The following is a 24,359-nucleotide window of genomic DNA, read 5'->3' on the forward strand; positions in this document are numbered from 1 at the left end:
TGAAGCGCGGGCACAAAAAAAGCGGACACTCAGGTCCGCTTTTCAATACTGCTTATTCCGCCAGGGCGGCAAATGCGCTGTCGCGGATTTGCTCGACCGGACCGACGCCGGCGATGCGGCGGTATTTCGGTGCGCCCGGCAAGCCGGACTTGGCCCAGTCATTGTAGTAGCCGAGCAAGACCTTGGTCTGGTTGTGGTACACGTCCAGGCGCTTCTTGACCGTTTCCGCCTTGTCGTCGTCGCGCTGGATCAGCGGTTCGCCGGTGATGTCGTCGACGCCGTCGACCTTGGGCGGATTGAATTTGACGTGGTAGACGCGGCCCGAACCCGGGTGGCTGCGGCGGCCGTCCATGCGCTCGATGATCGAAGCGTCAGGCACGTCGATTTCCAGCACGTAGTCGACATTGATGCCGGCGTCTTTCATGGCGTCCGCTTGCGCGATCGTGCGCGGGAAGCCGTCGAACAGGTAGCCATTGGCGCAATCGGCATCCTGCAGGCGATTCTTGACCAGGCCGATCATGATGTCGTCCGACACGAGGCCGCCCGCATCCATGACTTTTTTCGCGGCCAGGCCCAGTTCCGTGCCTTCCTTGATCGCCGCGCGCAGCATGTCGCCCGTGGAGATTTGTGGAATGTTGTATTTTTCTTTGATGAAATTAGCTTGGGTGCCCTTGCCGGCACCGGGTGCTCCTAAAAGTATCAGACGCATTGAAAAGTTCCTAAAAAACAGATTTTGGATGGTGGTATGTGTAATTATTTTTAGATGGTGTTGCCAAGGCTATCTTTCCGTACGAAACTTACCACAAAAAATCCCTGGAACGCCAGTTTGCTATCGAATTGCTATGCCCTGATTGATCAAAGCCAGCAATTCGCGCGGCAGACGTTTCAAAATGTGGTTTTTACTGCAGGCGCACAAAACTTTATTTGCACGCCTGCCGTTTTACGGGTAGCGCTTACAGGGCGCCGTAGTGTGCTTGCACCCGGGCAAGATCTTCCGGCGTGTCGACGCCGGCGGCCGGCGCCGAGTCCGTGACATGCACGGCGATGGCAACACCGTGCCACAGCACGCGCAGCTGCTCCAGCGCCTCGATGGCTTCCAGCGGCGAGGCGGACAATTGCGGATATTCTTGCAAGAACGCATTGCTGTACGCATACAGGCCGATATGGCGCAGCGGCACATAGCCTGCGGGCAAGCTGTCTTTCGACTGCGCGAAGCCGTCGCGGTGCCACGGGATGGTGGCGCGCGAAAAATACAAGGCGCGGCCGTTCTTGTCCAGCACGACCTTCACCACGTTCGGATTGAATGCGTCAAGCACATCGTGCAGCGGATGGGCGCACGTGGCCATGGGAACGGCGGCGCTGATCTGCGCGGCGCAGGCGGCCAGCAGGGACGGATCGATCAGCGGTTCGTCGCCCTGCAGGTTGACGACGACGGCATCCGGCGGCAAATCGAGCGTGCGCGCCACTTCGGCGATGCGGTCCGTACCCGACGGATGGTCGCCGCGCGTCATGCACACTTCCACGCCATGCGCGGCGCAGGCGGCGCGAATGGATTCATGGTCGGTGGCGACGATGACGCGCGCCGCGCCCGACAGGGCTGCCTGCTCGGCCACGCGCACCACCATGGGCTTGCCGCCCAGGTCAGCCAGCGGCTTGCCCGGCAGGCGCGTCGAAGCCAGGCGGGCCGGGATGATGACGATGAACGCCATCGTTATTCCACTGCGTCTTGCAGGGTGCGCGCTTCGTCCGCCCACATGATGGGGATGCCATCGCGGATAGGATAGGCGAGGCGGTCGGCGCGGCAAATCAGTTCCTGCGCCTTCTTATCGTGTTCAAGCGGACCCTTGCAAACAGGGCAGACCAGGATATCAAGCAGTCGAGCGTCCACGACATTTCTCCACAATTTGTTGGGCCAGCGCGCTATCGATGTGCGCACTGACGGGGACGACCCACAGTCTCGGGTCATCTTTGAGATGTTCAATTTGCGCACATTTTACTGCATCCTTCTCGGTGATCAAGATCACATCCGTGTCGAGCGCCGCAAATGGCTGGTCGAGGAAGTCGTGATGGTCGGGCAGGGGCAGTTCCATGAAGTCCAGTCCGGCCCCGCGCAGCATGGCAAAGAAACGCTGCGGGTTGCCGATGCCGGCCGCCGCCACGATGCGCTGGCCGCTGGCCGCCAGGGTCGCCAAAGGCATGCTTTCGCCGCGCTTGACCAGGCGTTCGGCCACGCCGCCATCAAGCCGCATCTGCACCACCAGGGAACCTGCTGGCGCCACCTGCGCCACGAGTGCCGGCGCCAGCTCGGGCGCATTGATCACCGTCACGTCGCGCCGGCGGCGCGGCGATTCCCGCAAAGGTCCCGCCGGCAGCAGCCAGCCATTGCCGGCGCCGCGGCCGTCGAACAGCACGATTTCCACGTCGCGCTGCAAGGCGTAATGCTGCAAGCCGTCGTCGGTGACCAGCACGTCGACCTCGGGGTGCGCGGCCAGCAGCGCCCTGCCCGCTTGCGCGCGGTCGCGTCCCACCATCACGGGACAGCCGCCGCGCTGGAAGATCAGCAGCGGCTCGTCGCCCACCTGTTGCGGCGTGGAAGCGGCGCTGACGGCGCGCGGCGAACGGTCGGCGCTGCCATGGCCGCGCGAAATGACGCCCGGGCGCATGCCCGCGTCGCGCAAGGCTTGCACCAGCCAGATCGTCAGCGGCGTCTTGCCCGTGCCGCCGATAAAAATATTGCCGACGACGACGACGGGCACGGGCAGACGCGCGGATGTCAGGATGTTGGCCCGGTACAGGCCGCGCCGCACGGCGCTCAGGGCGCCAAACAGCAGGGAGACGGGCCACAACGCGCACGCCAGCGGGCCGCGCGTCAGCCAGGCGCGGGTCAATGTGGATTCAAGCTTGGCGGGGGAGGATGTGGGCATGGGGGAAGACGTAAAAATGGTGTAGGTCGGATTAGCTGCGCCGCCAGGCGCAGCGTAATCCGACATGCTTGGCTGCAGCTTGTGTCGGCTTACGCCGTGCCGGCTAAGCCGACCTACTTGCCACCCGCCTGCGCCGCAAAGGTCAGCTTTTCATAGCCAGCCAGGCGGGCCGCTTCCATCACGTGGATGACCATCTGGTGCATGGCGAACTGGTCGGCGTTGACCACCACGACGGGCGTCTGCGCCGGCGCCTTGCCGCCATTGGCCGCTTTCGCCGCGTTTTGCAGGGCATCGGCCAGGCCGGCCACGTCGCGGAACGACACCGGTTCGCGGTTGACCGTGTAGTTACCCTTGGCATCGATGGTGACGTCGAGCTGCTGCGGCTTGTCCTTCGCCTGCTCGGCGTCGGCCGTCGGCAAGGTGATCTGCAGCTCCGTAAACTTGCTGTAGGTGGTGCTGACCATGAGGAAGATCAGGATCACCAGCAGCACGTCGATGAACGGGATCAGGTTGATTTCGGGGTCTTCACGCCCCTTGCCTTTGCGGAAGTTCATTTGCGGCCACTGTGGACGATGTCGACGAATTTGACCGCTTGCTGCTCCATGTCAATGACGAAGCTGTCGACGAGGGCGCGGAAGTGGCGGTAGAAGATCAGGGCCGGCATGGCGATGGCCAGGCCAAACGCTGTGTTATACAAGGCGACGGAAATACCGTGCGACAGCGCCGAGTTCGACGCGGTGGCGCCGGGCGAAGCAAAAATCTCGATCATGCCGATCACCGTGCCGAACAGGCCCATCAGGGGCGCCAGAGTGGCAATCGTGCCCAGGGTCGTCAGGAAACGTTCCAGTGTGTGGGCCACGCCGCTGCCCGCCTCTTCGATCGATTCCTTCATCACCTCGCGCGGCGCGTCGACGTTGCGCAGGGCGGCGGCCAGCACCACGCCCAGCGGCGAATTATCTTCCAGCTTGGCCACCGTGTCCGGCGTGATCTTGCCGCTGCGATACACCTGCACCACTTCATCAAACAGCTTGCGGGGCAGGATCTTGACGCGTCGCAAATACAGCAGGCGCTCGATGATCAAGGCCAGGGCGACGATGGAAGCGATCAACAACAGCCAGATGGGCCAGCCAGCGGCTTGAAATATAGCGAGCAAAAGGAACTCCTGGTAAAGGGAAGGCGGTGAATCGCCCGAACAGCCTGTATTGTACCGAGCGCCGAAGAGCGATGGTACGTGCGCGCGGGAATGGCGCAATGTAGCGCGTTGCCGCGCCGGCGGCAAGTGGCGCCCGCATGGCACTTGTCCACACGGCGCGTCGGGCGCACGCTGCCGCTGCACAGTTTTGCACACTTTGTGTGGATAAGATTGTGAGCAAGCATGAAGTCCAGCATGCAAGTCATTGATTTACATGAGAATTACTGCACTGCGCAAAATACAGGCATAGCAGCTCATCGCCATTAGTCAATGTCATAAAATCAAGAATTCAAGAGTTCTGCACATTTACTGTGGACAAGATTGTGCGCAAAGCCGAGGAATTCAATCAAGTCATTGATTTTAAAGGAGATTAAATCAATGAGTAAAAAAGTGGCAGCCGGCGCGCAATCGGCGGCACATAAGCCTTCAAAGTTCTGCACACATTCTGTGGACAAGATTGTGCGCAAGCGCAAGGATACGCGCCAAGTACATTGATTTATATCGTTTTTATTGCCATGCATAAAAATGTGGCAGAGGTCGGAAAGCGGGGTTTTATCGATCCGATTTCACTTCCAAACGGCAGTTTTCCACCGCCATCGCAGTTCCACACATAAAGTGTGGATAAGATTGTGAGCAAGCCGATTGACTCCATGCAAGTTCCTTGATTTTAAAGGGATTTTTTTCTCTGATGAAAAATGAGGCAGCAATTCGGCATGCTCACGCGGTGGAAAACCCGGACAAGCCACGAAACGGTTTATGCAGTTTTGCACACATTCTGTGGATAAGATTGTGAGCAAGGCGCACGGCCTGACGCTACATCCTTGATTTATATGGCTATTTTTATGCTGCGCAAAATTCAGGCAAGCGATGCCATGGCTCTTCCCGTGGATAAATCCGGCGCCGCGCCAGAGTTCTGCACATTTTTTGTGGATAAGATTGTGCGCAAGGCCATGCATGGCATACTAAGCGCTTGATTCCTATACACTTTATTTCCGTGCGCAAAAATGTAGCAAGGCACTTTTATCGGCCGATGTGGGCTTGCCGGGCCATGTTTGTTCCAGGCAAAAAGTTCCGCACACTTTCTGTGGATAACTTTGTGCGTAAGTGGCAGGGGCTGAACTGATGTGCTTGATATTAAAGGTTTTTTTCCCCGTGCACGCAAATCAGGCATACGGGAATTCATCATGAAATCAAATACTTAGAAATAGAACTTGTTGTTTTGCACGATATATGACATAAGCATGACCTCGCCGATAATATGTGGACAGTTCCCTCCCCCATAGCACCAGATGATGACCGATATCCCAACTGACAGCGGCTTTGCCGCCCCGCCCGTGCTGACCGTCAGCGCCCTGAACCAGGCCGTCGCGCGCCTGCTCGAGCGCTCGTTTCCCCTGACCTGGATCGCCGGCGAGATTTCCAACTTCACGCGCGCCGCTTCCGGCCACTGGTATTTCACCTTGAAGGACGATGGCGCCCAGGTGCGCGCCGTGATGTTCCGCGGCCGCGCCCAGTTTGCCGGCTTCACGCCGCGTGAAGGCGACAAGGTGGAAGTGCGCGCCCTCGTCACCCTGTACGGCGCGCGCGGCGATTACCAGATCAACGTGGAAGCCATCCGCCGCGCCGGCGTGGGCGCCCTGTATGAAGCATTCCAGCGCCTGAAGGAAAAGCTGGCCGCGCAGGGTCTGTTCGACCAGGAACGCAAGCGCGCCATTCCCATGTTCGCGCGCAGCATCGGCATCGTCACCAGCCCGCAGGCGGCCGCCTTGCGCGATGTGCTGATCGCGCTCAAGCGCCGCGCGCCGCACGTATCCATCATCCTGTACCCGACGCCCGTGCAGGGCCAGCAAGCGCCGGAAAAAATCGCGCACGCCATCCGCACGGCATCCACAAGGGCCGAGTGCGACGTGCTGCTGGTGTGCCGTGGCGGCGGCAGTATCGAAGACTTGTGGTCGTTCAACGATGAAGCCGTGGCCCATGCGATCGCCGATTGCTCCATGCCCGTGATCAGCGGCGTGGGCCACGAGACGGATTTCACCATCGCCGACTTCGCGGCCGACCTGCGCGCGGCCACGCCGACGGCGGCGGCCGAACTGGCGGCCACGCCGCGCGCCGACTGGATGGCTTCCCTGCGCGCCGATGCGGCCGACCTGCGCCGCGCCATGCGCCGCAGCCTCGACGATGCGGCGCAGACCCTGGACCGCCACAGCCGCCGCCTGCTCAACCCGAAAGCGCAGCTGCAGCAACAGCGCTTGCAGCTGCTGGCCCTGTCCACGGCCATGACGCATGCGGCGCGCGCACCCGTCAACCAGTCGCAGTACGCGCTGGAACGCCTGCGCTCGCGCTGGGCCAACCTGCGGCCCGACGTCACGGCATCACGCACGCGCCTGGCGGACATGCAGCGGCGCAGCGGCGCGACCATGGCGCAGCAACTGGGCCAGCGGCGCCACCGCCTCGACGGCCTGGCGGCGCAGCTGGAGCTGCTCAATCCCCAGCGCACGCTGGAGCGCGGCTATGCGATCCTGCGCGATGAAAAGGGAAATATCGTGCGCTCGCCAGTGCAGCTGCAGGCGCGCCAGAACGTCAACGTGCGCCTGGCCGAAGGCAGCGCGCAGATCGGCATCGCCAGTGTGCAGGCGAGTCTGGAATAAGCGCTGGAATAAAAAAGGCCGGGGAAGAACCCCGGCCCAACACCTTCCCTACTGAGTGGACTGCTACTGCAACTGCCCTTTCACACGGCCTGATTAAAACTTCATCGACACGCGCGCGCCAAAGGTGCGCGGCGCGTTGTAGAAAGCGCCGTAGATCTGCTGCGTCGGCTGGCATGGCATGCCGACGTCCGTGCAGATTTCATTGACGTCCAGCTTGACCGCCTTGTCCGTGGCGTTCTGCACGAACGCTTCGACCGTGTAGGCCTTGTTGGCCGGCTGGAAGCGCAGGCTCAGGTCCAGGGTCGTGTAGGCTTCCTGGCGCTTGACGCCGGCATGGCCCGGCACGTCGCCGTTGAAGGCGCCCGCACCCACATACGACATGGTTTCATAGTGCACCGAAGCGCGCGGCGTGAGCTGGCCGCCGGCGACACTGAAATCATGCTCGTACTGGACGGTCGTGGAAAACTTCGGCGCATGCTTCATGGTGCTGCCGCCCACGTTCACCAGTGGCGCCGTCGAACCGCAAGACTGGCCATTCGCACGCGCCGCATCGACGTCGCACGACATGAAGTCGTCATACACGGCTTTCAACCAGGTGGCGTTGCCCGTCAGACGGTCGACCTTCGTCGGCCGCCAGACCCACTCCGCTTCCAGGCCCTTGACGGTGGCGCCGGCCGCGTTGAAGTTGGCCAGCACGCTGTTGACCACCTGCGATTCGAGCTTGTCCTTGTACTTCATCAGGAAGGCGTCGAGGTTCAGGGTCAGTTCGCGGTTCAGCAAGTCGGACTTGAAGCCGATTTCATAGCTGGTCAGCTTTTCCGGCTTGGTGGTGGCGCCGCCATCGCCGATGGCTGGCGAATGGAAGCCCGTCGTCACGGAACCGAACAGCAAAATATCCGGGCGCAGCTTGTACTCGATGCGGCCCAGCCAGGTGGCCTGGCCGTATTTCAGGTCGGCCGTGTTGTCGCCCGGTGTATTGCCGCAAGTGGCGGCCGTGATGGCGCCGCCAGGGCCGATATTGTGCGTGTTGGCCAGGCCCGAGCCCGGCGTGACCAGCTGCGCCAGCTGATCGGGATTGAGCACCGTGGTGCCCAGCGGCGCGTTCGCGGGCCAGTTCGGGCAAGCCCAGTTCTTGCCGCCGACGTCGAATTTATGGTCTTTCGTGTAGCGCGCGCCGGCCGTCAGCTTGATCTGGTCCGTCACTTGCTGGCTGACCTGGCCGAACACGGCCTTCGATTTGAGCTGGCGGTCGCCCTGGATGAAGGACATCGACGAGGCATACTGGCCCACGGTCGGCTGCACGAAGATCACGGCGCCGTTGGCGATATCCTGCTGCACGGCCGCCTGCGAAATCTGGCTGCGGTCGATATCGAAGCGCACCTTGTTCTTTTCATTGAACAGGAACAGGCCGGCCACCCACTGGAACGGCGCATCGTCGTCCGAGCGCGCCTGCAGCTCGTGCGAATAGCTGTCGAACTGCGCCCAGTCGGTGCGGTTTTCCGACTTGAAGCCGGGGAACAGGCCCGCATCGGAATCGTTGCTGTTCTGGCGCTTGTAGCGGCTCCAGCTGCCCAGGTAAGTGAAGTCCAGCGCGTCCGTCGGCTTGTAATTGAGCTTGCCCTTGTAGGTCAGAATCGACTGGTCCAGGGTGCCTGGCGTGTCGATCAGGGCCGAGCGCAGCTTCTCGCCACGTTTCGGTTCGGCCGCCAGGTAGACGTTGCCGGCGCCCTGGTCGAGGAAGTAGTCGGCGATGAAGGTGCCGCGCAGTTGCGGCGTGAACTTCCACAGCAGCGAGGCGCGCACGCCCATCTGGTCGCCGGCGCCATACTTGGCCGTGCCCGGCATGACGTTCGAGCCGCGGCGGAAGTCCACCGTGCCGTCATGGCTATCCTTGATGGCGGCGATGCGCAGCGCCACGTCGTCGGAAAACGGGATATTGAGCATGCCCTGCGTCTGCAGATGGCGCTTGTCGCCCACGGTGATGCCGGCCGAGCCCATGAACTTGGCCGTGCTTGGCGCGGCCGACACGAGGTTGACGGCGCCGGCCGTCGAATTGCGGCCGTTCAGGGTGCCCTGCGGTCCGCGCGCCACCTCGACGTGCGACAGGTCATACATCAGCGCCGTGGCGCCCTGGGGACGCGGCGAATACACGCCGTCGACATAAAAGGCGACGGCCGGGTCGCCCAGCTCCGTGTGGTTGGCCGAACCGACGCCGCGCATGTAGACGTGCACGCCGCCCGAGTCGCCATGCTGCTCGACGACAAGGCTCGGCACCATGGTCGCCAGCGACGCCAGATCCTTGACCTGGTTGTTTTGCAGGGTGTCCTGGTTGAAGGCGGTGACGGCCAGCGGCGTCTCCTGCACGAAGGTATTGCGGCGCGTGGCCGTGACGACGATGCGGTCCATCTGTTCGGCGGCCGGTTTTGCCGCGTCCGTGACTGGCGTGGCGCTGGCCGAATCCTGGGCCATGGCGGCGCCGCTGCCCAGCAAGATGAACTGGGCGAATGTCGCATGCGCCAGGCTGAGGGCGATGGTGTTGCGTTTGAGCTGTTGCATTGTTGTTGTCTCCTGTACCGCTGGTTGATTGATGATCACATAGCTCTTTGGCTATTGCTGCACATTTTTTGGGTGTCAATCTGAAGTCATGTCGCCTCCGTGCGGGGTCAATGGGTAGCCACGGCGCGCCCGGCCGTGTCAAATAGAAAGGCATGGCCCTCTTCCGGCGCGAAGCCGATGGCGCTGCCCTGCGCCAGCGCATGGCGCGCCTCGCCATGCAGCTTGATGGCCACCGCATGCGGACTGTTATCGAGGGTCGCGTGGATGATTTGCGCATCGCCCAGCTGCTCGATCAGGGTCACCGTGGCGCCATAGCCTTCGTGGCGCGGCACCAGGCGCAGGTGTTCGGGACGTATGCCGACCAGCATGCCCGCCTCGCCGCCAAGCTGGCTGGCCAGCGCGGGGACGGCGGCGCACGGCAAGAAGTTCATGCGCAGCGCGCCGATGAAGCCGGCGACGAACTGGCTGGCCGGATGGCGGTACAGGTCCAGGGGCGCGCCCACCTGCTCCAGGTGGCCGCCATGGAAGACGGCGACCCGGTCGCCGAGTGTCATGGCTTCGACCTGGTCGTGCGTCACATAGATCATCGTGGTGCCCAGTTCCTGGTGCAGCTTGGCCAGTTCGATGCGCGTCTGCACGCGCAAGGAGGCGTCGAGGTTGGACAGCGGTTCGTCAAACAGGAACACCTTGGGCTGGCGCACGATGGAGCGGCCGATGGCCACGCGCTGGCGCTCGCCGCCCGACAGGGCCTTGGGTTTGCGGTCGAGCAGGTGCGTGATCTGCAAAATCTCGGCCACCTTGCCGACGGCGGCGCGCACTTCGGCTTCCGGTTTACCCGCCAACTTGAGGGCAAAGCCCATGTTGTCGCGCGCCGTCATGTGCGGATACAGGGCGTAGCTCTGGAAGACCATGGCGATGCCCCGCTCGGCCGGCGCCACATCGTTGGCCAGCAAGTCGCCGATGCGCAGCTGGCCCGCGCTGATGTCTTCCAGTCCCGCGATCATGCGCAGCAGGGTCGATTTGCCGCAGCCGGACGGCCCGACAAAGACCATGAATTCGCCGTCATGGATATCGAGGTCCAGGCCCTTGACGATTTCCGGGCCGTCGCCGTAGGTCTTGCGGATGCCGCGCAGGGAGATGGCGGCCATGTCAGTGCTCCTCGGCCAAGACGGCGGCGTGGGACGCGCGCTGGGCGGCGATGAAGTCGCGGTACCACAGGGCACTGTCCTTGAAGCTGCGCTGCTGCGTGGCGTAGTCGACGTACAGCATGCCGAAGCGCTTGGCGTAGCCGGAGTTCCACTCGAAGTTATCCATCAGGCTCCAGTAGAAATAGCCGCGCACGTCGATGCCCTGCGCGATCACGGCGCGCAAGGCGTCCAGGTGCAGCTGCACGTACTCGATGCGCGGCGCATCGTGGATCTTGCCGTCGACGGGCTTGTCGGCCACGGCCATGCCGTTTTCCGTGATGTAGACGGGCGGCAGACGGTATTCGCGGTGCAGGCCGACCAGCAGTTCCGTCAGGCCTTGCGGATAGGTTTCCCAGCCCATGTCGTTGACACCGAGCTTGCATTCGGGTTTGCGCGGCGGCGTCTCGGCACTCATGTAAGCGCGCGTGTAATAGTTCACGCCGAGGAAATCGATGGGCTGCTTGATATCTATGAAATCGTTTTCAAAGATGGATAAAGCAGAAGCGTCGACGTGTTTCAGGGCCAGGGCCGGATAGCGGCCCTTGAAGATGGCGTCCATATACCACTGCACCGAGCGCGCATATTCGAGTTCGGCCAGTTCGCGGTCCTGGGCGCTGTCGGTGGCCGGCGTGGCCGTCCATTGATTGAGCACGATGCCCAGTTTCGCGGGCGGATTGACGACGCGCATGGCTTGCATGGCCAGGCCGTGCGACAGCAGCAGATGGTGCGACACTTGCACGGCGGCGGCCGGGTCGGCCATGCCGGGGGCGAACTGGCCCGTGCCGTGGCCCAGCACGGCCGTGCACCACGGTTCGTTATGCGTGGCGATGCTGGCGACCTTGTGGCCGAAGCGGCGCGCCACTTCGGCAGCGTAGGCGGCGAAGTGGTAGCAGGTGGCGCGATTGAGCCAGCCGCCCTCGTCCTGCAAGGCTTGCGGCAAGTCCCAGTGGTACAGGGTCAGGTGCGCATCGAGTCCCTTGGCAGCCAGGGCGTCGAGCAGGCGCCCATAAAAGTCGAAGCCGGCCTCGTTCCAGGCGCCGGAACCCGTCGGCTGCACGCGCGACCAGGACATGGAAAAGCGGTAGGCATTCACGCCCAGGCTGGCGATCAGCTCCACGTCCTCGGCATAGCGGTGGTAATGGTCGCAGGCCACGTCGCCATTGCTGCCGTCGATGATCTTGCCGTCCGTGTGGCTGAAGGTATCCCAGATGGATGGGCCGCGGCCGTCGATGGCGGCGGCGCCCTCGATCTGGTAGGCGCTGGTGGCCACGCCCCAGGTGAAGGTGGCGGGAAAGTTGGTGTCAATGTCGTCGTTATGCATGGTGGTCATGTCAGTGTGAGTGGATGAAAAAAGTGCTAGCCTTTGACGGCGCCCTGGGTCAGTCCTTCAATTAAACGCTTCGAGGCGACAAAAAACATCAGCAGCAGCGGCAGCACGGCGATGGCGGCGCCCGTCATCAGCGCGCCCCACTCCGTGTTGTTCGGCGCCTGCATGCTGCGCAGGGCCAGCGGGATCGTGTAGTTCTCGACCGAGCGCATGACGACCAGCGGCGTGATGAAGTTGTTCCACGAGTTGATGAAGGTGATCAGGCCCAGGGTGCCCATGGCGGGACCGATCAGCGGCAGCACGACTCGCCAGTAGATGGCGAATTCGCCACAGCCGTCGATGCGCGCCGCCTCGATCAGGTCCTTCGGGATCGCCGTGCCGATGTACTGGCGCATCAGGAAAATACCGAGCGCGCCGGCCGCTCCCGGCACGTACAGGGCGCGCGGCTGGTCCAGCCAGCCGAGGAAATCCATCAGCATGAAGGTCGGAATCATGTTCATGAACGAGGGAATGATCATCGACGCCATCACCAGGGTGAACAAGGGCCGCTTGAAGCGGAACTCGTACATGGCGAAGGCATAGCCGCCCAGCGAGCAAAAGAACAAGGTCAGGGCCGTCGTCATCAGCGCCACGTACAGGCTGATGCCGATATTGCGCCAGAACGGCAGGCGCTCCTGCAGCAATTCCAGGTTGTTGAGCAGGGCCGTGCCGAACCAGCGCGGCGGCGGCAGGCTGTAGATCTCGGCGCTCGTGTGCGTGGCGAAGACGAACATGAAGTAGAACGGCGCGACCATGATCAGGGCGCCGATGGCCACCATGGCGTAGGCCGTCCAGCGGGTGGTTTTCATCGGACCTCCTTGCGCTCATTGCGTTCATTGCGGCTGAAAATGCGGTTGTTGACCCAGGTGGTGCTGGCGATGATCAGGAACAGCAGCCAGGAAATGGCCGACGCCGTGCCGAAGTCGCCCGAGGAAAACGCCGTCTTGTAGACGAAGATCGCCGTCGTCATCACCGACTGGCTCACGCCGCTCGATTCGGCCACCAGCACGAACGGCTCCTCGAACAGCTGCAGGTTGCCCATGATGGTCAGTGTCACGGCCAGGTAGATCATGGGACGCAGCTGCGGCAGGGTGATGTACCAGAACTGCTGGCGTTTCGAGGCGCCGTCGATGGTGGCCGCTTCGTACAGATCTTTGGGTATCACCTGCAGCGCGGACAGATACAGCACCAGGTTCCAGCCCAGGTAGCGCCAGAAAATGACGAAGGCGACGGCCGGCTTGATGAACAGCGAGCTGCCCAGCCAGTCGATCGATTCGGCCGGAAACAGGCCACCGACGAGCGGCAGGCTGGCGCACCATTGGATCAGCACATTGATCTGGCCATAGTCACGCGAGAACAGGGTATTGAAGACCATGGCGATGGCCACGCTGGACGTGATGAACGGTAAAAAGTAAATGCCGATCACCAGGTTGCGCGAACGCTTGAAGCTGTTGTGGATGAAGGCTGCCAGCGGAATGGCGACCAGGTGCTGCGGCACGCCTGAGGCCAGCGCCAGCCACACGGTATTGCCCAGCGAGCGCAGGAACCACGGGTCGCGCAAGGCGTACTTGTAGTTGTCCAGCCCCACCCACTGCATGGCTTCCACGCCGCTGGCCGCTTCCCACTGGTTGAACGACAGATAGATGGAAAACAGCAGCGGGAACAGACTGAAGACGGCGAACAAAATGAAGAAGGGGCTGATGAAGATATACGGCGCCCACTTCTTCATGTTGTAGCGTTTCCTGGCGGGCCGCGCGGCAGCGGCAGCGGGCGCGCCCTCGGTACAAGGCATGGAGGTAGTCATGCTGCTCCTAGCGCCGCGCGCGGTGGGTGATCAGGGCCTTGGCGTCGGCCAGCGCCGTCTTGATATCCTTGTTTTGCGCCAGCACGCTTTCCAGTTCCATGTTGACGATGTCGCGCGCCACGGCGTCGAACTTGTCGACGCGGATGACGGGGATTTTCGCCGCCGTGTCGCGCGCCAGCAAACGCGTCTTCTGGCCGCCGAAATACGGCTGCGGCTCGTCCATCATCGGGTCCGCATACGCCGCCTTGAGGGCCGGGAAGGCGCCGATCTCTTTGAGCGAATGCAGCTGGATATCCTTGTTGACGGTCATGAACTTGATGAATTCCCAGGCCTGGGTTTTATTCGCGGCCTTTTTCGGGATGCCGTAGAAGGAGCCGCCGTAGGACGCCAGCGCGCCGGCCGGCAGGTTCGCCGCACGCCACTGGCCGGACGACGCCGGCGCCAGCCACTTGGCCAGGTGGCCGCTGAGCCACGAACCCATCATCTGGCTGGCCACCTTGTCGCGTTTGAATCCTTCGGCCCACTCGCCCGTCCAGGCCACGGTGCGCGCATCGATGCCGGCGACCCGCGCCGCCTTGGCCAGCTCAAACGCTTTGACGAAGCGGGGCGAGTCGACCAGCACCTGGCCCTTGTCGCCAAAATAGATGCCTTCGCCATCTTTCAGATTGGCGCGGATGACGATGTCCGCCAGGTCGCTGGCGCCGGCCAGCAGATAGGTGCCGGTGGCCGCCTTGAGCTTCTTGCCGGCGGCGATATACGATTCCCACGATTGCGTCAGGTCGGCTTCCTTGATGCCCGCCTTGTCCATCAAGTCCTTGCGGTAGAACAGGGTGCCCGGTCCCAGGTCGGCCGGCATGGCGCCCAGGGTGCCGCGCGAACTGGTCGCCTGCACGAAGGTGAATGGCACGAACTGGGCGCGGTACTGCCCTGCCCCGTAGGGCGGCTGCAGCAAATCTTCCATACCCTTCGATTCGGCGAAGCTGCCGACATAGCGGAAGTCGATGGCCATCACGTCGGGCAGGCGCGCGCCGGCCGCCAGCGCCGTCGTCATCGAGTTATGGTGGTCGTCGATCTGCAGACTGACCAGCTTGACCTTCACTTGCGGATACAGCTTTTCCCACAGGGGCAAGGCCGTCTTGACGGCGCGGTCCAGGTCGGGGAACGAGGCGACGGTAATCGTGGCCGGGGCCAGCGCCGGCAGGGCGGCGGCCGGCGGGACGGCTGCGGGCGCGGCGGCCACGCTGGCAGCCAGGGACAGCGCGGCCAGCGGGGCGGCGCCAAGGATGCTTGACTTCATTATTTCGTCTCCGTTTATTGAGCGTCTTCTATCTTGAAAACGTTTTCACAACATATATCCATTTAACACCGCAAAGAAAATCAAGTCAACCGAAAAAGTTGTCATTTTTATTGAGGGCAGCGTGGCGAGATACATGCTGGGGCGCGTGTTCTCCTATGAAAAACGCGAAAATACAGGCTGCCGGGCTTGCTGTTGTTTTTTGTGAAAACGTTTTCAAGCACCGTCCCACGGCCCTTTCGGCATTTATGGTAATCTTTCGATGAAAAGGTTTTCAGAGCACTGACAACCAGCCATTTTGATACCCAGGAATCACCTTGAACGATAGCGCCCACGCTGCTCCCCCTTCCACCCTGCTCGACGTGGCCCGCCAGGCCGGCGTGTCGCCCAGCACCGTCTCGCGCATCCTCAATGGCACGGCCAAAGTGTCCGACGACAAGCGCGATGCCGTGCTGGCGGCCATTGCGCACATGAAATTCGCGCCGAACCAGATGGCGCAGGGTCTGAAAAAGGGCCGCTCGATGACCATCGGCATCGTGGTGCAGGATATTTCCAGCCCCTTCTTCGACGAAAGCCTGCGCGGCGTGGACGATGGATTGAAGGACACGGGCTATGCCTCCGTCATCGTCAGCGGGCACTGGAATGCGCAGGAAGAGGCCGACCGCATCCGTTTGCTGCTGGCAAGAAAGGTCGACGGCATCATCCTGCTGTCGGGGCGCATCTCGGACGAGAGCGTGCTCGATTTCTCGCAGCAGCGCCCCATCGTCTCGACGGGCCGCCTGCTGGCCACGAAAAGCGCCATCGGCTTCAAGCTCGACAACGAATACGGCGCCTACCTGGCCGTGCGCCACCTGGTGGAACTGGGCCACCGACGCATCGCGTTCGTGGCCGGCCCCGCCAACAATACGGATGCGGCCGAGCGCCTGACGGGCTACCAGCGCGCGCTGCGCGAAGCGGACATCGCCATCGATCCGAAGCTGATGGTGGAAGGCGATTTCCATGAGGCAAGCGGGATGCTGGCCATGAACCATTTGTTCGATACGCAGCAGCAATTCAGCGCCGTCTTCGCCGCCAATGACCTGTCCGCCTACGGCGTGCGCCTGTGCCTGTACCGCAAGGGCATCCGCGTGCCCGACGATATCTCGCTCGTCGGCTTCGATGACTTGCCCGGCTCGTCCTACACGACGCCGCCGCTGACGACCATCCACCAGCCCCTGTACGACATCGGCCGCATCGCCACGCAAGCGCTGCTGGGGCTGATCAATGGCGAAGCCGTGCAGGCGGCAATACCGCCCCTGGAGCTGATCGTGCGGGAAACCACGCGGCGTATTCGCTAGGCCTGGTGCTGAACGAGAATCACTACGCCAACGGCATCCGCAACGCGTGCGGGAATCTGCAGCAATGGCGCATCCGCTTTACAATAGTGGCTCGTTCAGCAAGAATGCTTGGTTCAAGCACGCAAGGCTCAACCCTCCGGCCACAGGCTGGAAGACTCCGAACACTCACCATAAAGGGACATCACATGGAACATACTCTGCCACCACTGCCGTATGAAATGGACGCTCTGGCGCCGCATATTTCGAAAGAAACCCTGGAATACCACTATGCCAAGCATCACCAGGCGTATGTCACCAACTTGAACAACCTGATCAAGGGTACCGAGTTCGAGAACCTGTCGCTGGAAGAAATCATCAAGAAATCGTCGGGCGGCATCTTCAACAATGCGGCGCAAGTATGGAACCACACCTTCTACTGGAACGGCATGAAGCCGGCCGGCGGCGGCGCGCCTACCGGTGCCGTGGCTGACGCGATCAACGCGAAATGGTCGTCGTTCGACAAGTTCAAGGAAGAATTCACCAAGTCGTGCGTGGGCAACTTCGGTTCGGGCTGGACCTGGCTGGTGCAAAAAGCCGACGGCTCCGTCGACATCGTCAACACCTCGAACGCCGGCTGCCCGCTGACCACCGGCGACAAGCCGCTGCTGACCTGCGACGTCTGGGAGCACGCCTACTACATCGACTACCGCAACCTGCGTGCCAAGTACGTGGAAACGTTCTGGGGCCTGGTCAACTGGGACTTCGTTGCCAAGAACTTCGCGTAAGCGCCAGTTCCTGTCAACGTAGGGCGAAAAGAAGCCTGCGCCACCCCGCGCAGGTTTTTTTTCGCCTGCTGAAAGGCACGGCGCTGCGCTACAATCACTGCCCCGCCACCGCTATCTCCCCTGCCCCGATGTCCGCTCGCCTGCTGCGCCGCCTGTTGATCTTGCCCCTGCTGGCGTGCCAGCTGCACGCGTGCGCGGCCGCCCCATCGCCCCTGCTGTCCGACTACACGCACAACGCCTGGGGCGCCCTGCAAGGCGCGCCCGTCGATGTGTTGAAATTCGCCCAGGGCAAGGATGGCTGGCTGTGGATCGCCACGGCCACCGGCTTGTATCGCTACGATGGCGTGCGCTTCGACAGGGTCGACAGCGTGTACGGCCACCGCCTGCCGTCGAGCAATGTGCTGGGCCTGGCCACGCCGGCCGATGGCGCCGTGTGGGTCGGCTACCGCCTCGGCGGCGTCAGCGTCTTTCGCAAGGATGGCGCGCGCACCTACCGCGAGGCGGACGGCTTGCCGCCGGGCGCCGTGTTCCATATCGAGGCAGCGCCCGACGGCGCCATCTGGGTCGGCACGCGCGATGGCGCGGCGCGCCTGGCGCCCGGCGCGGACCGCTTCGTTGCGCAGGCGGCCAACGTCGGCCTGCCCGACAAGCGCGTCTACCAGATCCTGTTCGCGCGCGATGGCACGCAGTGGATGGGCACCATGCACGGCGCCTATTTCCGCAGGCCGGGCGAGACGCGCTTTTCCCATGCCTGGCCGCGCACCATCCTCACCGGCATGGATGAAGCGCCCGATGGCGCCATCTGGGCCGTCGACGCGCAAAGCAATTACTATCGCGTGCGCACCAGCGCGCCGCGCGGCGATGCGCCCATCCGGCCCGACGCCAGGGGCAACAGCATCCGCTTCGACCGCGCCGGCACCATGTGGCTGATGCAGCCCGATGGCATCGAACGCAAGTTCGACCCTTCCGGCCCCAGCCTGCCGTCCCAGCGCCTGACGCGCCAGAACGGCATCAGCGGCCCGCTGCCGCAAACCTCGTTCCAGGACCGCGAAGGCAATCTGTGGTTCGGCACCTCGACGGGCCTGGACCGGCTGCGGCCGAACCGCCTGACAACCCTGAGCGTTGCCGTGCCCTTCGACCATCCAGGCATGCTGCCGGGGCCCGATGGCGACGTGTGGATCGGCGATTACGTGAGCGACGTGCGCAGCTTTACGTCCGACGGGATGAAAAAAGTGATACTGAAGGGGGCGCTGGCGGCCAGCCACTGGGCGCCCGACGGCACACTATGGCTGGGCAACGAGCAGGAACTCCACCATCGCGCGCGCAATGGCGTCATGACGCGCGTGATGACGCCCGTGCAAGGGCTCGATCCGCAAGCGCTGCAGCAGGATCGCTCGGGCGCACTGTGGGCCTCATTTTCCGGCGGTGGCCTGTTTCGCCTGAACGACGGAAAATGGATCGCCAACGGCGGCCTGTCCGGCCTGCCCGCGGTGCTGACGACGGCCATGGCGATCGATGGCGCCGGCACCGTCTGGCTGGGCCATGCCGACAATACCATCAGCCTGGTGGCCGAGGGGCAGCGCGCAGGCGCCGTCAGGCGGCTTGGCGCGCCCGAGGGCCTGCAAGTAGGCACCGTGCTGCAGCTGTACCGCGATGGCGAGGCGATGTGGGCCGGCGGCGAAAACGGCGTGGCGCTGTACCGCGCCGGCCGCTTCCACACCTTGCGCGGCGCGCACGGCGCAGCGTTTCGCGGCGTGTCGGGCATCGTGCGGCTGCCGGACGGCGACCTGTGGCTGCATGGCGCGGACGGCATAGCCCATATCGGCGCCGCCAGCCTGGCCGCGTGGATGCGCGACGGCAGCGCCGTCGACCCGGAACGCTTCGACGCGCTCGACGGCTTGCAGGGCCATGCCTCGCAGCTGCGCCCCGTGCCGTCGCTGATCCATGCACCCGATGGCAAGCTGTGGTTCTCCACCTCGGCCACCATCGGCATGCTCGACCCGCTGCACATCCGCCGCAACGCCCTGGCGCCGCCCGTGCAGATCCACAGCTTGCTGGCCGATGGCGCGCGCTACGCGCTGGATAATGGCAAGCCGCTGCACCTGCCGCAGGGCAGCAAGTCCCTGCAGATCGGTTTCACGGCCCTGAGCCTGTCGATGCCGGAACGCGTGCGCCTGCGCTACCGGCTGGCGGGCGTGGACGCGGGCTGGCAGGAGGCGGTGGGACGCCGCGAAGCCTACTACACCAACCTCGCGCCCGGCAGTTACCGCTTCGAGGTCACGGCCGCCAACGAAGACGGCGTGTGGAACACGCAGGGGGCTGGGCTAGACATCGTCATCGCGCCCGCCTTCGTGCAAACGCCGTGGTTCGTCGTGCTGCTGGCGCTGGGCGCCGCGCTGCTGCTGTATGGCGGCTATGTGCTGCGCATCCGCCACCTGACGCGCAATATGCAGGAACGGCTGCAGGAACGCTTGCAGGAGCGCCTGGCCGAACGTTCGCGCATCGCCCGCTCGCTGCACGACACCCTGCTGCAAAGCGTGCAAGGCTTGATCCTGTCGTTCCATGCGCATGCGGACATGCTGCCCAAGGGCACGCGCGAACGGGCGCGTCTCGACGGCACGCTCAACCTGGCGGACCAGTTGCTGATCGAAGGCCGCGACCAGATCATGGACTTGCGCGCCTCGGCCGAACCGGATGAACTGCGCCTGGCGCTGCAGCAATTCGGCAAGGGCCTGGCCGAGCACCGCGCGCATGCGTTCACCGTGCATGTCAGCGGCACCTGCCGGCGCCTGCAACCGCGCGTGCATGACGAGGTTTATGCGATCGCGCGCGAAGCGCTGTTCAACGCTTCGCGCTATGCCGAGGCGGCCAACATCGTGCTGGAACTCGACTATGCGGAACAGGCCTTCACCTTGCGCGTGCGCGACGACGGCTGCGGCCTCGACGACGCCGTGGCGCAAACGGGCCAGCGGCCCGGCCACTGGGGCCTGGTCGGCATGCGCGAGCGCGCCGCCGGCATCGCGGCCAGCCTGCGCATCGACAGCCGGCCCGGCGCCGGCACGCAGATCGAAGTGAGCGTGCCGGGCCGCCTGGCCTATTGACGTCGCTAGCAGGGAAGTGTTGTAGGATGCGCAAGGGCGCAGCCTTGCGCGCCAATCCCGCCACCACTCTGTCTGAAAGTACATCATGAAAAAATGCCTGCTCGCCCTATTGCTCTGCGCCTCCGGTTCCGCCTTCGCCAACTCGGCTTGCGACACGCCGCGCAACGACTTCGACGGCCTGTATTGCCTCAACAAGGTGTACCAGGAAGCGGACAAGGAACTCAACGCCAACTACAAGAAACTTAGCTCCCAGCTCGATGCCAGCGGCAAGCAAAAGCTGAAAGCGGGCCAGCTGGCGTGGATAAGCAACCGCAACCAGAATTGCTCCAAACGCGAATCGTCGGGCTTTTATGTGAACCTCGATTGCGCCACCCAGACCACCATCGAACGCGCGCAATTCCTGCAAGACCGCGTGCGCGAATGCACCAGCGCCGGCTGCCAGAACAGCAAACTGTGAACTGAACCTGCGCCAGCGCAAACGGGAGCGGGCGGCAAGCGCCCATACTGGCCGCTCCGATGTCTTTCCCGTTTGTGCCATGAGCAAACTCATCGATATTTCCCTGAACCAGTGGGACGCCAGCGGCAGCGCCGCGCAACAGGCGACGGCGCAGCAGGCACTCGAAGATGGGCAAGTGCTGCTGTTGCCCCGCCTGGGCTTCTCGCTGCGACAGGAAGAGCATGCCCTGCTGAACGGCGCGGCGGGTAGCGCCAGCAGCGCCAAGAACATCAGCTGGGAAGCGGCGCGCGGCGTGCGCGGCCACGGCGACGCCTGCGATGCGGTCCTGCTGGCCGCGCTGATGCAGCGCTATGCGCGGCACACGCAGCGCCTGCTGGGCGGCTTGCTGCCTGGCTATGTTCCCCATCTGCAGCAAGGCAAGGGCAGCTTTCGTCCCGTGGAAATCGCCGGTCGCGTGAGTTCCTGGCGCAAGGACGATACGCGCCTGCACGTCGACAGTTTTCCCTCCTCGCCCACGCAGGGCCGGCGCATCCTGCGCGTCTTCACCAACATTCATCCGCGCGACACGCCCCGCGTGTGGAAACTGGGCGCGCCATTCGAGCAGGTGGCGCAGCATTTCTTGCCCGTCGTGAAGCGTCCGCAACCGGTGCTGGCAGCCCTGCTGCAATGGCTGCACATCACCAAGTCGCGGCGCACGGCCTACGATCACTACATGCTGCAGTTGCACGACGCCATGAAGGCCGACCTCGGTTACCAGGCGCAGGTGGAACAGCACACCCATGCATTCGCGCCGGGCCAGACGTGGATCGTCTTCAGCGACGCCGTATCGCACGCGGCCCTGCGGGGACAGCATGCGCTGGAGCAAACCTGGCTGCTGCCCGTGCACGCCATGGCCGCCCCGCACAAGTCGCCGCTGGCCATCCTCGAGCGCCAGTTGCAACGTCCGCTGGCTTAGCCAGGTTCAGGCCGGCAAACGTGCCGCCTTGAAGCGCCGCCAGGCCTTGTGCATGCGGCCATCGCTGCCCTGCGCCTGCGCGCGCGCCGCCAGATAGCCGCGCACGAAGGCCGCGTGCAACCGCAGCCCGTCCTGGGTCGACTGATCAAGCTGGCCAGCCTGGTCAGCCTGAACTTCGGGCAATTGCTGCAGCAGCCGGTCGGCCACCTGCACATCGTTGAGCCAGCCCAGTTCATCCTGCAGGGCCGACAAGCGTCCCACATACGGTTTCACGGCCCGGCCCGCAAACAGCGAGGCAAAAAATTCCGTCGCGTAGCGCGTCTTTTTGGCCGCGATGCGCACCCGGTGGCGCTGCGGCGGCGTGGCGTGCAGCAAGCCCTTGCCGCGCTTCATCAGGCGGCGCTGGTCCTTGCGCAGCGTGGCGCGGGCAAACGGTGAAACGCGCGCGTCCAGGCGCCGCAATTGGCGCGCGGAGCAATTGTCGCGCCAGGCGCGCGCCTGCAGCCAGCGTTGCAAGCCCAGCATGCAGGCCGTGTAGCGCGCCGAGGTGACGGCCTGGGCCGCTTGCTCGTGCTTGAGCCGCGCCTGCGCGTGCGCCGCCTCGGCCAGCGCCGCCGCATCCGCCTGCGCCTCGCCGTCGAGTTGCGCCAGGGTATTGCCTGCCAACACATCCCAGTCGCGCGCCTCGCCCAGCGCACCGCCCAGCCACTCGAGTTCTCCCTTCAAGGCGTCCGGCAGCGCCACCAGGGACTTGAACATGCCCAGCGCCGAGCGCAAACGGCGCAGGCCCACGCGCATCTGGTGCACGCTTTCCACGTCCTCGCCCCCCGCCACGCCATCCTGGTTGCCGCTGACTTGCTCCAGGCAATTGCCGGCGATGGCCAGGAATACCTGCTCCACGGACATCGCCGCGTCGAGCGCCAAAGGCTGCGCCTTGACCGCCTGCAGCGGCTGTGACGCCGCGAGACGGTAGCCGCGCTCCGCCTTGCTCATATGGCCCAGCTGCAGCGGCACATCTTGCAGCAGGGCCAGCGCCACGTCGAACAGGCTGGCCGCCTGCCCCTGCTTCAATTCCAGCTCGATCTCGCTGACGGGCACAGTGCGGACGACGCTATCGGCCCCGTCCGCGCCGCTTTCAATGACACCCTGGTCCAGCACGCATTCGATCTCGTCGCCCTGCGGCGTACGCAACTGCCATACGGTGCGCTCCATGCGCGTGGTAAACACGGGCCGCAAGGCGTCGCGGATGGCGTCCTGGCGCAGCAGCGCGCGGATGGGCTGCTTGCGGCCGATGGCCGCATCGAGCGCGGCGAGGTCCGGCTGCGGCCCGGGAACTTCGCCTTCCCATTCGTGGCGGCTGTGCAAGCCGCCGCTGACGGTACCGCCCGCCTTCAGCGTTTGCACCCAGCGCCCGTCCACCTGGCGCACGCGCAAGCCCGCCTGGTGGCGGCACAGCTGCAAATCGGGCGTATCGACATAGATATCGTGCATCCGCAGCAGCTGCGGCTCACCTTGCGCATATTGCGCATACTGCGCCAGCAGCGGGTGCGCGCGCAAACGGGGCACGTCTTGCGGTGCCAGCAACAACTTCAATTCGATTTCCATGACCGCTCCTTGCGAGACTCCTGAACGCCCATTGTAAGGCGCGTCCGGCCGCTCGCAAGGAGCACGCACACCGACCTTGATTTTGCGCGAAAATAAGCGCTTCATTCAACCAGGAGATGCCATGACCTACCACGCCGCCGAGAACCGCTACGACAGCATGCAATACCGTACCTGCGGGCGCAGCGGGTTGAAACTGCCGCTGCTGTCCCTGGGACTGTGGCACAACTTTGGCGACAGCAACAATCTGGCTTCCCAGCGCGACATGCTGCGCACGGCGTTTGACCTCGGCATCACGCATTTCGACCTGGCGAATAACTACGGCCCGCCGTATGGCAGTGCGGAAAGCAATTTCGGCAAGCTGCTGCGCGACGATTTTCTGCCCTACCGCGATGAACTGATCATTTCCACCAAGGCGGGCTGGGACATGTGGCCGGGCCCGTACGGCCAGGGCGGCGGTTCGCGCAAATACGTGTTGGCCAGCCTGGACCAGAGCTTGCGGCGCCTGGGCCTCGATTATGTCGACATCTTTTACTCGCACCGCTACGACGCCGACACGCCGCTGGAAGAAACCATGGGCGCGCTGGCTACCGCCGTGCAGCAGGGCAAGGCGCTGTACGTGGGCCTGTCCTCGTACTCGCCGCAAAAGACGGCCGAGGCCGCTGCCCTGCTGAAGGAATGGAAAGTGCCGTGTTTGATCCACCAGCCGGCCTACAACATGCTCAACCGCTGGATCGAGGAAGATGGCTTGCTCGATACCCTGCAGCAAGAAGGCATGGGCTGCATCACGTTCACGGCGCTGGCGCAGGGGCTGCTGAGCGACAAGTATCTCGATGGCGTGCCGCAGGATGCCCGCGTCAACCGGCCCGGCGGCGCTTCGCTGACGCAACAGCACCTGAGCGCGGAAAACCTGGCCCGCGTGCGCGCGCTGAACCAGATCGCCGCGCAGCGGGGGCAAACCCTGGCGCAGATGGCGCTGGCCTGGGTGTTGCGCGATCCCCGCGTCACCTCGACCCTGATCGGCGCGAGCAGCAGCGCGCAAATCCGCGAAAACGTGGCCGCGTTGCAGCAATTGTCGTTCACGGCCGACGAGCTGGCCGCCATCGACGTGCAGGCGCGCGAAGGCCATATTAATCTGTGGGAAGGTCCGTCGCGGGCCGTGTAAGGCG

At 63.8% G+C, this 24,359-nt stretch carries 21 protein-coding genes; 8 read left to right on the forward strand and 13 right to left on the reverse strand.

Translation table 11 applies throughout. From position 1 onward, the window contains the following. Positions 1-52: 52 nt before the first annotated feature. The 6 genes from adk to KO539_RS26650 form a co-directional block, all read right to left on the reverse strand. Entirely contained in the window at positions 53-709 is a 657-nt protein-coding gene (gene adk / locus KO539_RS26625) for an adenylate kinase (protein ID WP_035825772.1), read from the reverse strand. A gap of 244 nt (positions 710-953) precedes the next feature. After that, positions 954-1,709: a 3-deoxy-manno-octulosonate cytidylyltransferase gene (kdsB, locus tag KO539_RS26630; protein WP_219313072.1), complete on the reverse strand. Its 756-nt coding sequence runs from the start codon at positions 1,707-1,709 to the stop codon at positions 954-956. A 2-nt stretch (positions 1,710-1,711) separates the two neighbouring features. Then, the gene (locus tag KO539_RS26635) at positions 1,712-1,888 is read right to left on the reverse strand and encodes a Trm112 family protein (RefSeq protein WP_010395789.1); all 177 of its coding nucleotides are present in this window, start codon (positions 1,886-1,888) and stop codon (positions 1,712-1,714) included. Continuing rightward, positions 1,869-2,924, reverse strand: a complete 1,056-nt coding sequence (lpxK, locus tag KO539_RS26640) for a tetraacyldisaccharide 4'-kinase (protein WP_219313074.1) — start codon at positions 2,922-2,924, stop codon at positions 1,869-1,871. Before lpxK ends, KO539_RS26635 begins: the two co-directional genes overlap by 20 nt. A 113-nt stretch (positions 2,925-3,037) precedes the next feature. Further along, positions 3,038-3,478: a biopolymer transporter ExbD gene (locus KO539_RS26645; protein WP_086146703.1), complete on the reverse strand. Its 441-nt coding sequence runs from the start codon at positions 3,476-3,478 to the stop codon at positions 3,038-3,040. Further along, complete coding sequence (locus tag KO539_RS26650; protein ID WP_219313077.1) at positions 3,475-4,077, reverse strand: MotA/TolQ/ExbB proton channel family protein; 603 nt, start codon at positions 4,075-4,077, stop codon at positions 3,475-3,477. The genes KO539_RS26645 and KO539_RS26650 overlap by 4 nt, the downstream gene beginning before the upstream one ends. 881 nt (positions 4,078-4,958) lie before the next feature. Between KO539_RS26650 and KO539_RS30440 the strand changes: the two genes are divergently transcribed. Both KO539_RS30440 and xseA read left to right on the forward strand, forming a co-directional pair. Beyond that, complete coding sequence (locus KO539_RS30440) at positions 4,959-5,090, forward strand: hypothetical protein (RefSeq protein ID WP_257626501.1); 132 nt, start codon at positions 4,959-4,961, stop codon at positions 5,088-5,090. Positions 5,091-5,405: 315 nt separating this feature from the next. Further along, on the forward strand, positions 5,406-6,767 hold the full coding sequence (gene xseA / locus KO539_RS26655) for an exodeoxyribonuclease VII large subunit (RefSeq protein WP_219313079.1): 1,362 nt from the start codon (positions 5,406-5,408) through the stop codon (positions 6,765-6,767). Between the two features lie 93 nt (positions 6,768-6,860). Here xseA and KO539_RS26660 read toward each other — a convergent pair whose 3' ends face one another. From KO539_RS26660 to KO539_RS26685, 6 genes are all read right to left on the reverse strand, one after another. Then, a complete protein-coding gene (locus KO539_RS26660) occupies positions 6,861-9,323 on the reverse strand; it encodes a TonB-dependent receptor (protein ID WP_219313080.1) in 2,463 nt (820 codons plus the stop codon). A 107-nt stretch (positions 9,324-9,430) separates the two neighbouring features. Further along, a complete protein-coding gene (locus KO539_RS26665) occupies positions 9,431-10,471 on the reverse strand; it encodes an ABC transporter ATP-binding protein (protein ID WP_219313082.1) in 1,041 nt (346 codons plus the stop codon). A 1-nt stretch (position 10,472) separates the two neighbouring features. Next, positions 10,473-11,840 (reverse strand): GH1 family beta-glucosidase, encoded by a 1,368-nt coding sequence (locus KO539_RS26670; RefSeq protein ID WP_219313084.1) that lies wholly within the window; start codon positions 11,838-11,840, stop codon positions 10,473-10,475. A gap of 26 nt (positions 11,841-11,866) precedes the next feature. After that, the gene (locus KO539_RS26675) at positions 11,867-12,685 is read right to left on the reverse strand and encodes a carbohydrate ABC transporter permease (RefSeq protein ID WP_034751746.1); all 819 of its coding nucleotides are present in this window, start codon (positions 12,683-12,685) and stop codon (positions 11,867-11,869) included. After that, on the reverse strand, positions 12,682-13,680 hold the full coding sequence (locus KO539_RS26680; protein ID WP_257626502.1) for a carbohydrate ABC transporter permease: 999 nt from the start codon (positions 13,678-13,680) through the stop codon (positions 12,682-12,684). The genes KO539_RS26675 and KO539_RS26680 overlap by 4 nt, the downstream gene beginning before the upstream one ends. 7 nt (positions 13,681-13,687) lie before the next feature. Then, positions 13,688-14,977 carry an extracellular solute-binding protein gene (locus KO539_RS26685; RefSeq protein ID WP_219313086.1) on the reverse strand — a complete coding sequence of 430 codons (1,290 nt, stop codon included), beginning with the start codon at positions 14,975-14,977 and terminating at the stop codon, positions 13,688-13,690. A gap of 314 nt (positions 14,978-15,291) precedes the next feature. Between KO539_RS26685 and KO539_RS26690 the strand changes: the two genes are divergently transcribed. From KO539_RS26690 to KO539_RS26710, 5 genes are all read left to right on the forward strand, one after another. Next, positions 15,292-16,311, forward strand: coding sequence for a LacI family DNA-binding transcriptional regulator (locus tag KO539_RS26690; protein WP_035825735.1), 1,020 nt, complete (start codon positions 15,292-15,294; stop codon positions 16,309-16,311). A gap of 185 nt (positions 16,312-16,496) precedes the next feature. Continuing rightward, the gene (locus tag KO539_RS26695; RefSeq protein WP_070224622.1) at positions 16,497-17,075 is read left to right on the forward strand and encodes a superoxide dismutase; all 579 of its coding nucleotides are present in this window, start codon (positions 16,497-16,499) and stop codon (positions 17,073-17,075) included. A gap of 128 nt (positions 17,076-17,203) precedes the next feature. Beyond that, positions 17,204-20,176, forward strand: a complete 2,973-nt coding sequence (locus KO539_RS26700; RefSeq protein ID WP_219313088.1) for a sensor histidine kinase — start codon at positions 17,204-17,206, stop codon at positions 20,174-20,176. A gap of 85 nt (positions 20,177-20,261) precedes the next feature. Next, on the forward strand, positions 20,262-20,633 hold the full coding sequence (locus tag KO539_RS26705) for a lysozyme inhibitor LprI family protein (RefSeq protein ID WP_219313091.1): 372 nt from the start codon (positions 20,262-20,264) through the stop codon (positions 20,631-20,633). A 79-nt stretch (positions 20,634-20,712) separates the two neighbouring features. Further along, a complete protein-coding gene (locus KO539_RS26710) occupies positions 20,713-21,588 on the forward strand; it encodes a Kdo hydroxylase family protein (protein ID WP_219313093.1) in 876 nt (291 codons plus the stop codon). Between the two features lie 6 nt (positions 21,589-21,594). On the opposite strand, the gene KO539_RS26715 is transcribed toward KO539_RS26710, so the two are convergent. Then, entirely contained in the window at positions 21,595-23,193 is a 1,599-nt protein-coding gene (locus KO539_RS26715; protein ID WP_219313095.1) for a CYTH and CHAD domain-containing protein, read from the reverse strand. A 121-nt stretch (positions 23,194-23,314) separates the two neighbouring features. On the opposite strand from KO539_RS26715, the gene mgrA reads away from it, so the two are divergent. Then, the gene (mgrA, locus tag KO539_RS26720) at positions 23,315-24,355 is read left to right on the forward strand and encodes an L-glyceraldehyde 3-phosphate reductase (RefSeq protein ID WP_219313097.1); all 1,041 of its coding nucleotides are present in this window, start codon (positions 23,315-23,317) and stop codon (positions 24,353-24,355) included. Positions 24,356-24,359 lie beyond the last annotated feature (4 nt).

The sequence above is a fragment of the Janthinobacterium sp. NKUCC06_STL genome, assembly GCF_019345455.1.
GTDB lineage: Bacteria > Pseudomonadota > Gammaproteobacteria > Burkholderiales > Burkholderiaceae_D > Janthinobacterium > Janthinobacterium rivuli.

Bases quoted from the DNA above. Each gene is read 5' to 3' on its own strand.
- adk (WP_035825772.1), bottom strand. From the start codon at position 709: ATGCGTCTGATACTTTTAGGAGCACCCGGTGCCGGCAAGGGCACCCAA.
- kdsB (WP_219313072.1), bottom strand. From the start codon at position 1,709: ATGGCGTTCATCGTCATCATCCCGGCCCGCCTGGCTTCGACGCGCCTG.
- lpxK (WP_219313074.1), bottom strand. From the start codon at position 2,924: ATGCCCACATCCTCCCCCGCCAAGCTTGAATCCACATTGACCCGCGCC.
- KO539_RS26645 (WP_086146703.1), bottom strand. From the start codon at position 3,478: ATGAACTTCCGCAAAGGCAAGGGGCGTGAAGACCCCGAAATCAACCTG.
- KO539_RS30440 (WP_257626501.1), top strand. From the start codon at position 4,959: ATGCTGCGCAAAATTCAGGCAAGCGATGCCATGGCTCTTCCCGTGGAT.
- xseA (WP_219313079.1), top strand. From the start codon at position 5,406: ATGATGACCGATATCCCAACTGACAGCGGCTTTGCCGCCCCGCCCGTG.
- KO539_RS26660 (WP_219313080.1), bottom strand. From the start codon at position 9,323: ATGCAACAGCTCAAACGCAACACCATCGCCCTCAGCCTGGCGCATGCG.
- KO539_RS26665 (WP_219313082.1), bottom strand. From the start codon at position 10,471: ATGGCCGCCATCTCCCTGCGCGGCATCCGCAAGACCTACGGCGACGGC.
- KO539_RS26670 (WP_219313084.1), bottom strand. From the start codon at position 11,840: ATGACCACCATGCATAACGACGACATTGACACCAACTTTCCCGCCACC.
- KO539_RS26675 (WP_034751746.1), bottom strand. From the start codon at position 12,685: ATGAAAACCACCCGCTGGACGGCCTACGCCATGGTGGCCATCGGCGCC.
- KO539_RS26680 (WP_257626502.1), bottom strand. From the start codon at position 13,680: ATGACTACCTCCATGCCTTGTACCGAGGGCGCGCCCGCTGCCGCTGCC.
- KO539_RS26685 (WP_219313086.1), bottom strand. From the start codon at position 14,977: ATGAAGTCAAGCATCCTTGGCGCCGCCCCGCTGGCCGCGCTGTCCCTG.
- KO539_RS26695 (WP_070224622.1), top strand. From the start codon at position 16,497: ATGGAACATACTCTGCCACCACTGCCGTATGAAATGGACGCTCTGGCG.
- KO539_RS26700 (WP_219313088.1), top strand. From the start codon at position 17,204: ATGTCCGCTCGCCTGCTGCGCCGCCTGTTGATCTTGCCCCTGCTGGCG.
- KO539_RS26705 (WP_219313091.1), top strand. From the start codon at position 20,262: ATGAAAAAATGCCTGCTCGCCCTATTGCTCTGCGCCTCCGGTTCCGCC.
- KO539_RS26710 (WP_219313093.1), top strand. From the start codon at position 20,713: ATGAGCAAACTCATCGATATTTCCCTGAACCAGTGGGACGCCAGCGGC.
- KO539_RS26715 (WP_219313095.1), bottom strand. From the start codon at position 23,193: ATGGAAATCGAATTGAAGTTGTTGCTGGCACCGCAAGACGTGCCCCGT.
- mgrA (WP_219313097.1), top strand. From the start codon at position 23,315: ATGACCTACCACGCCGCCGAGAACCGCTACGACAGCATGCAATACCGT.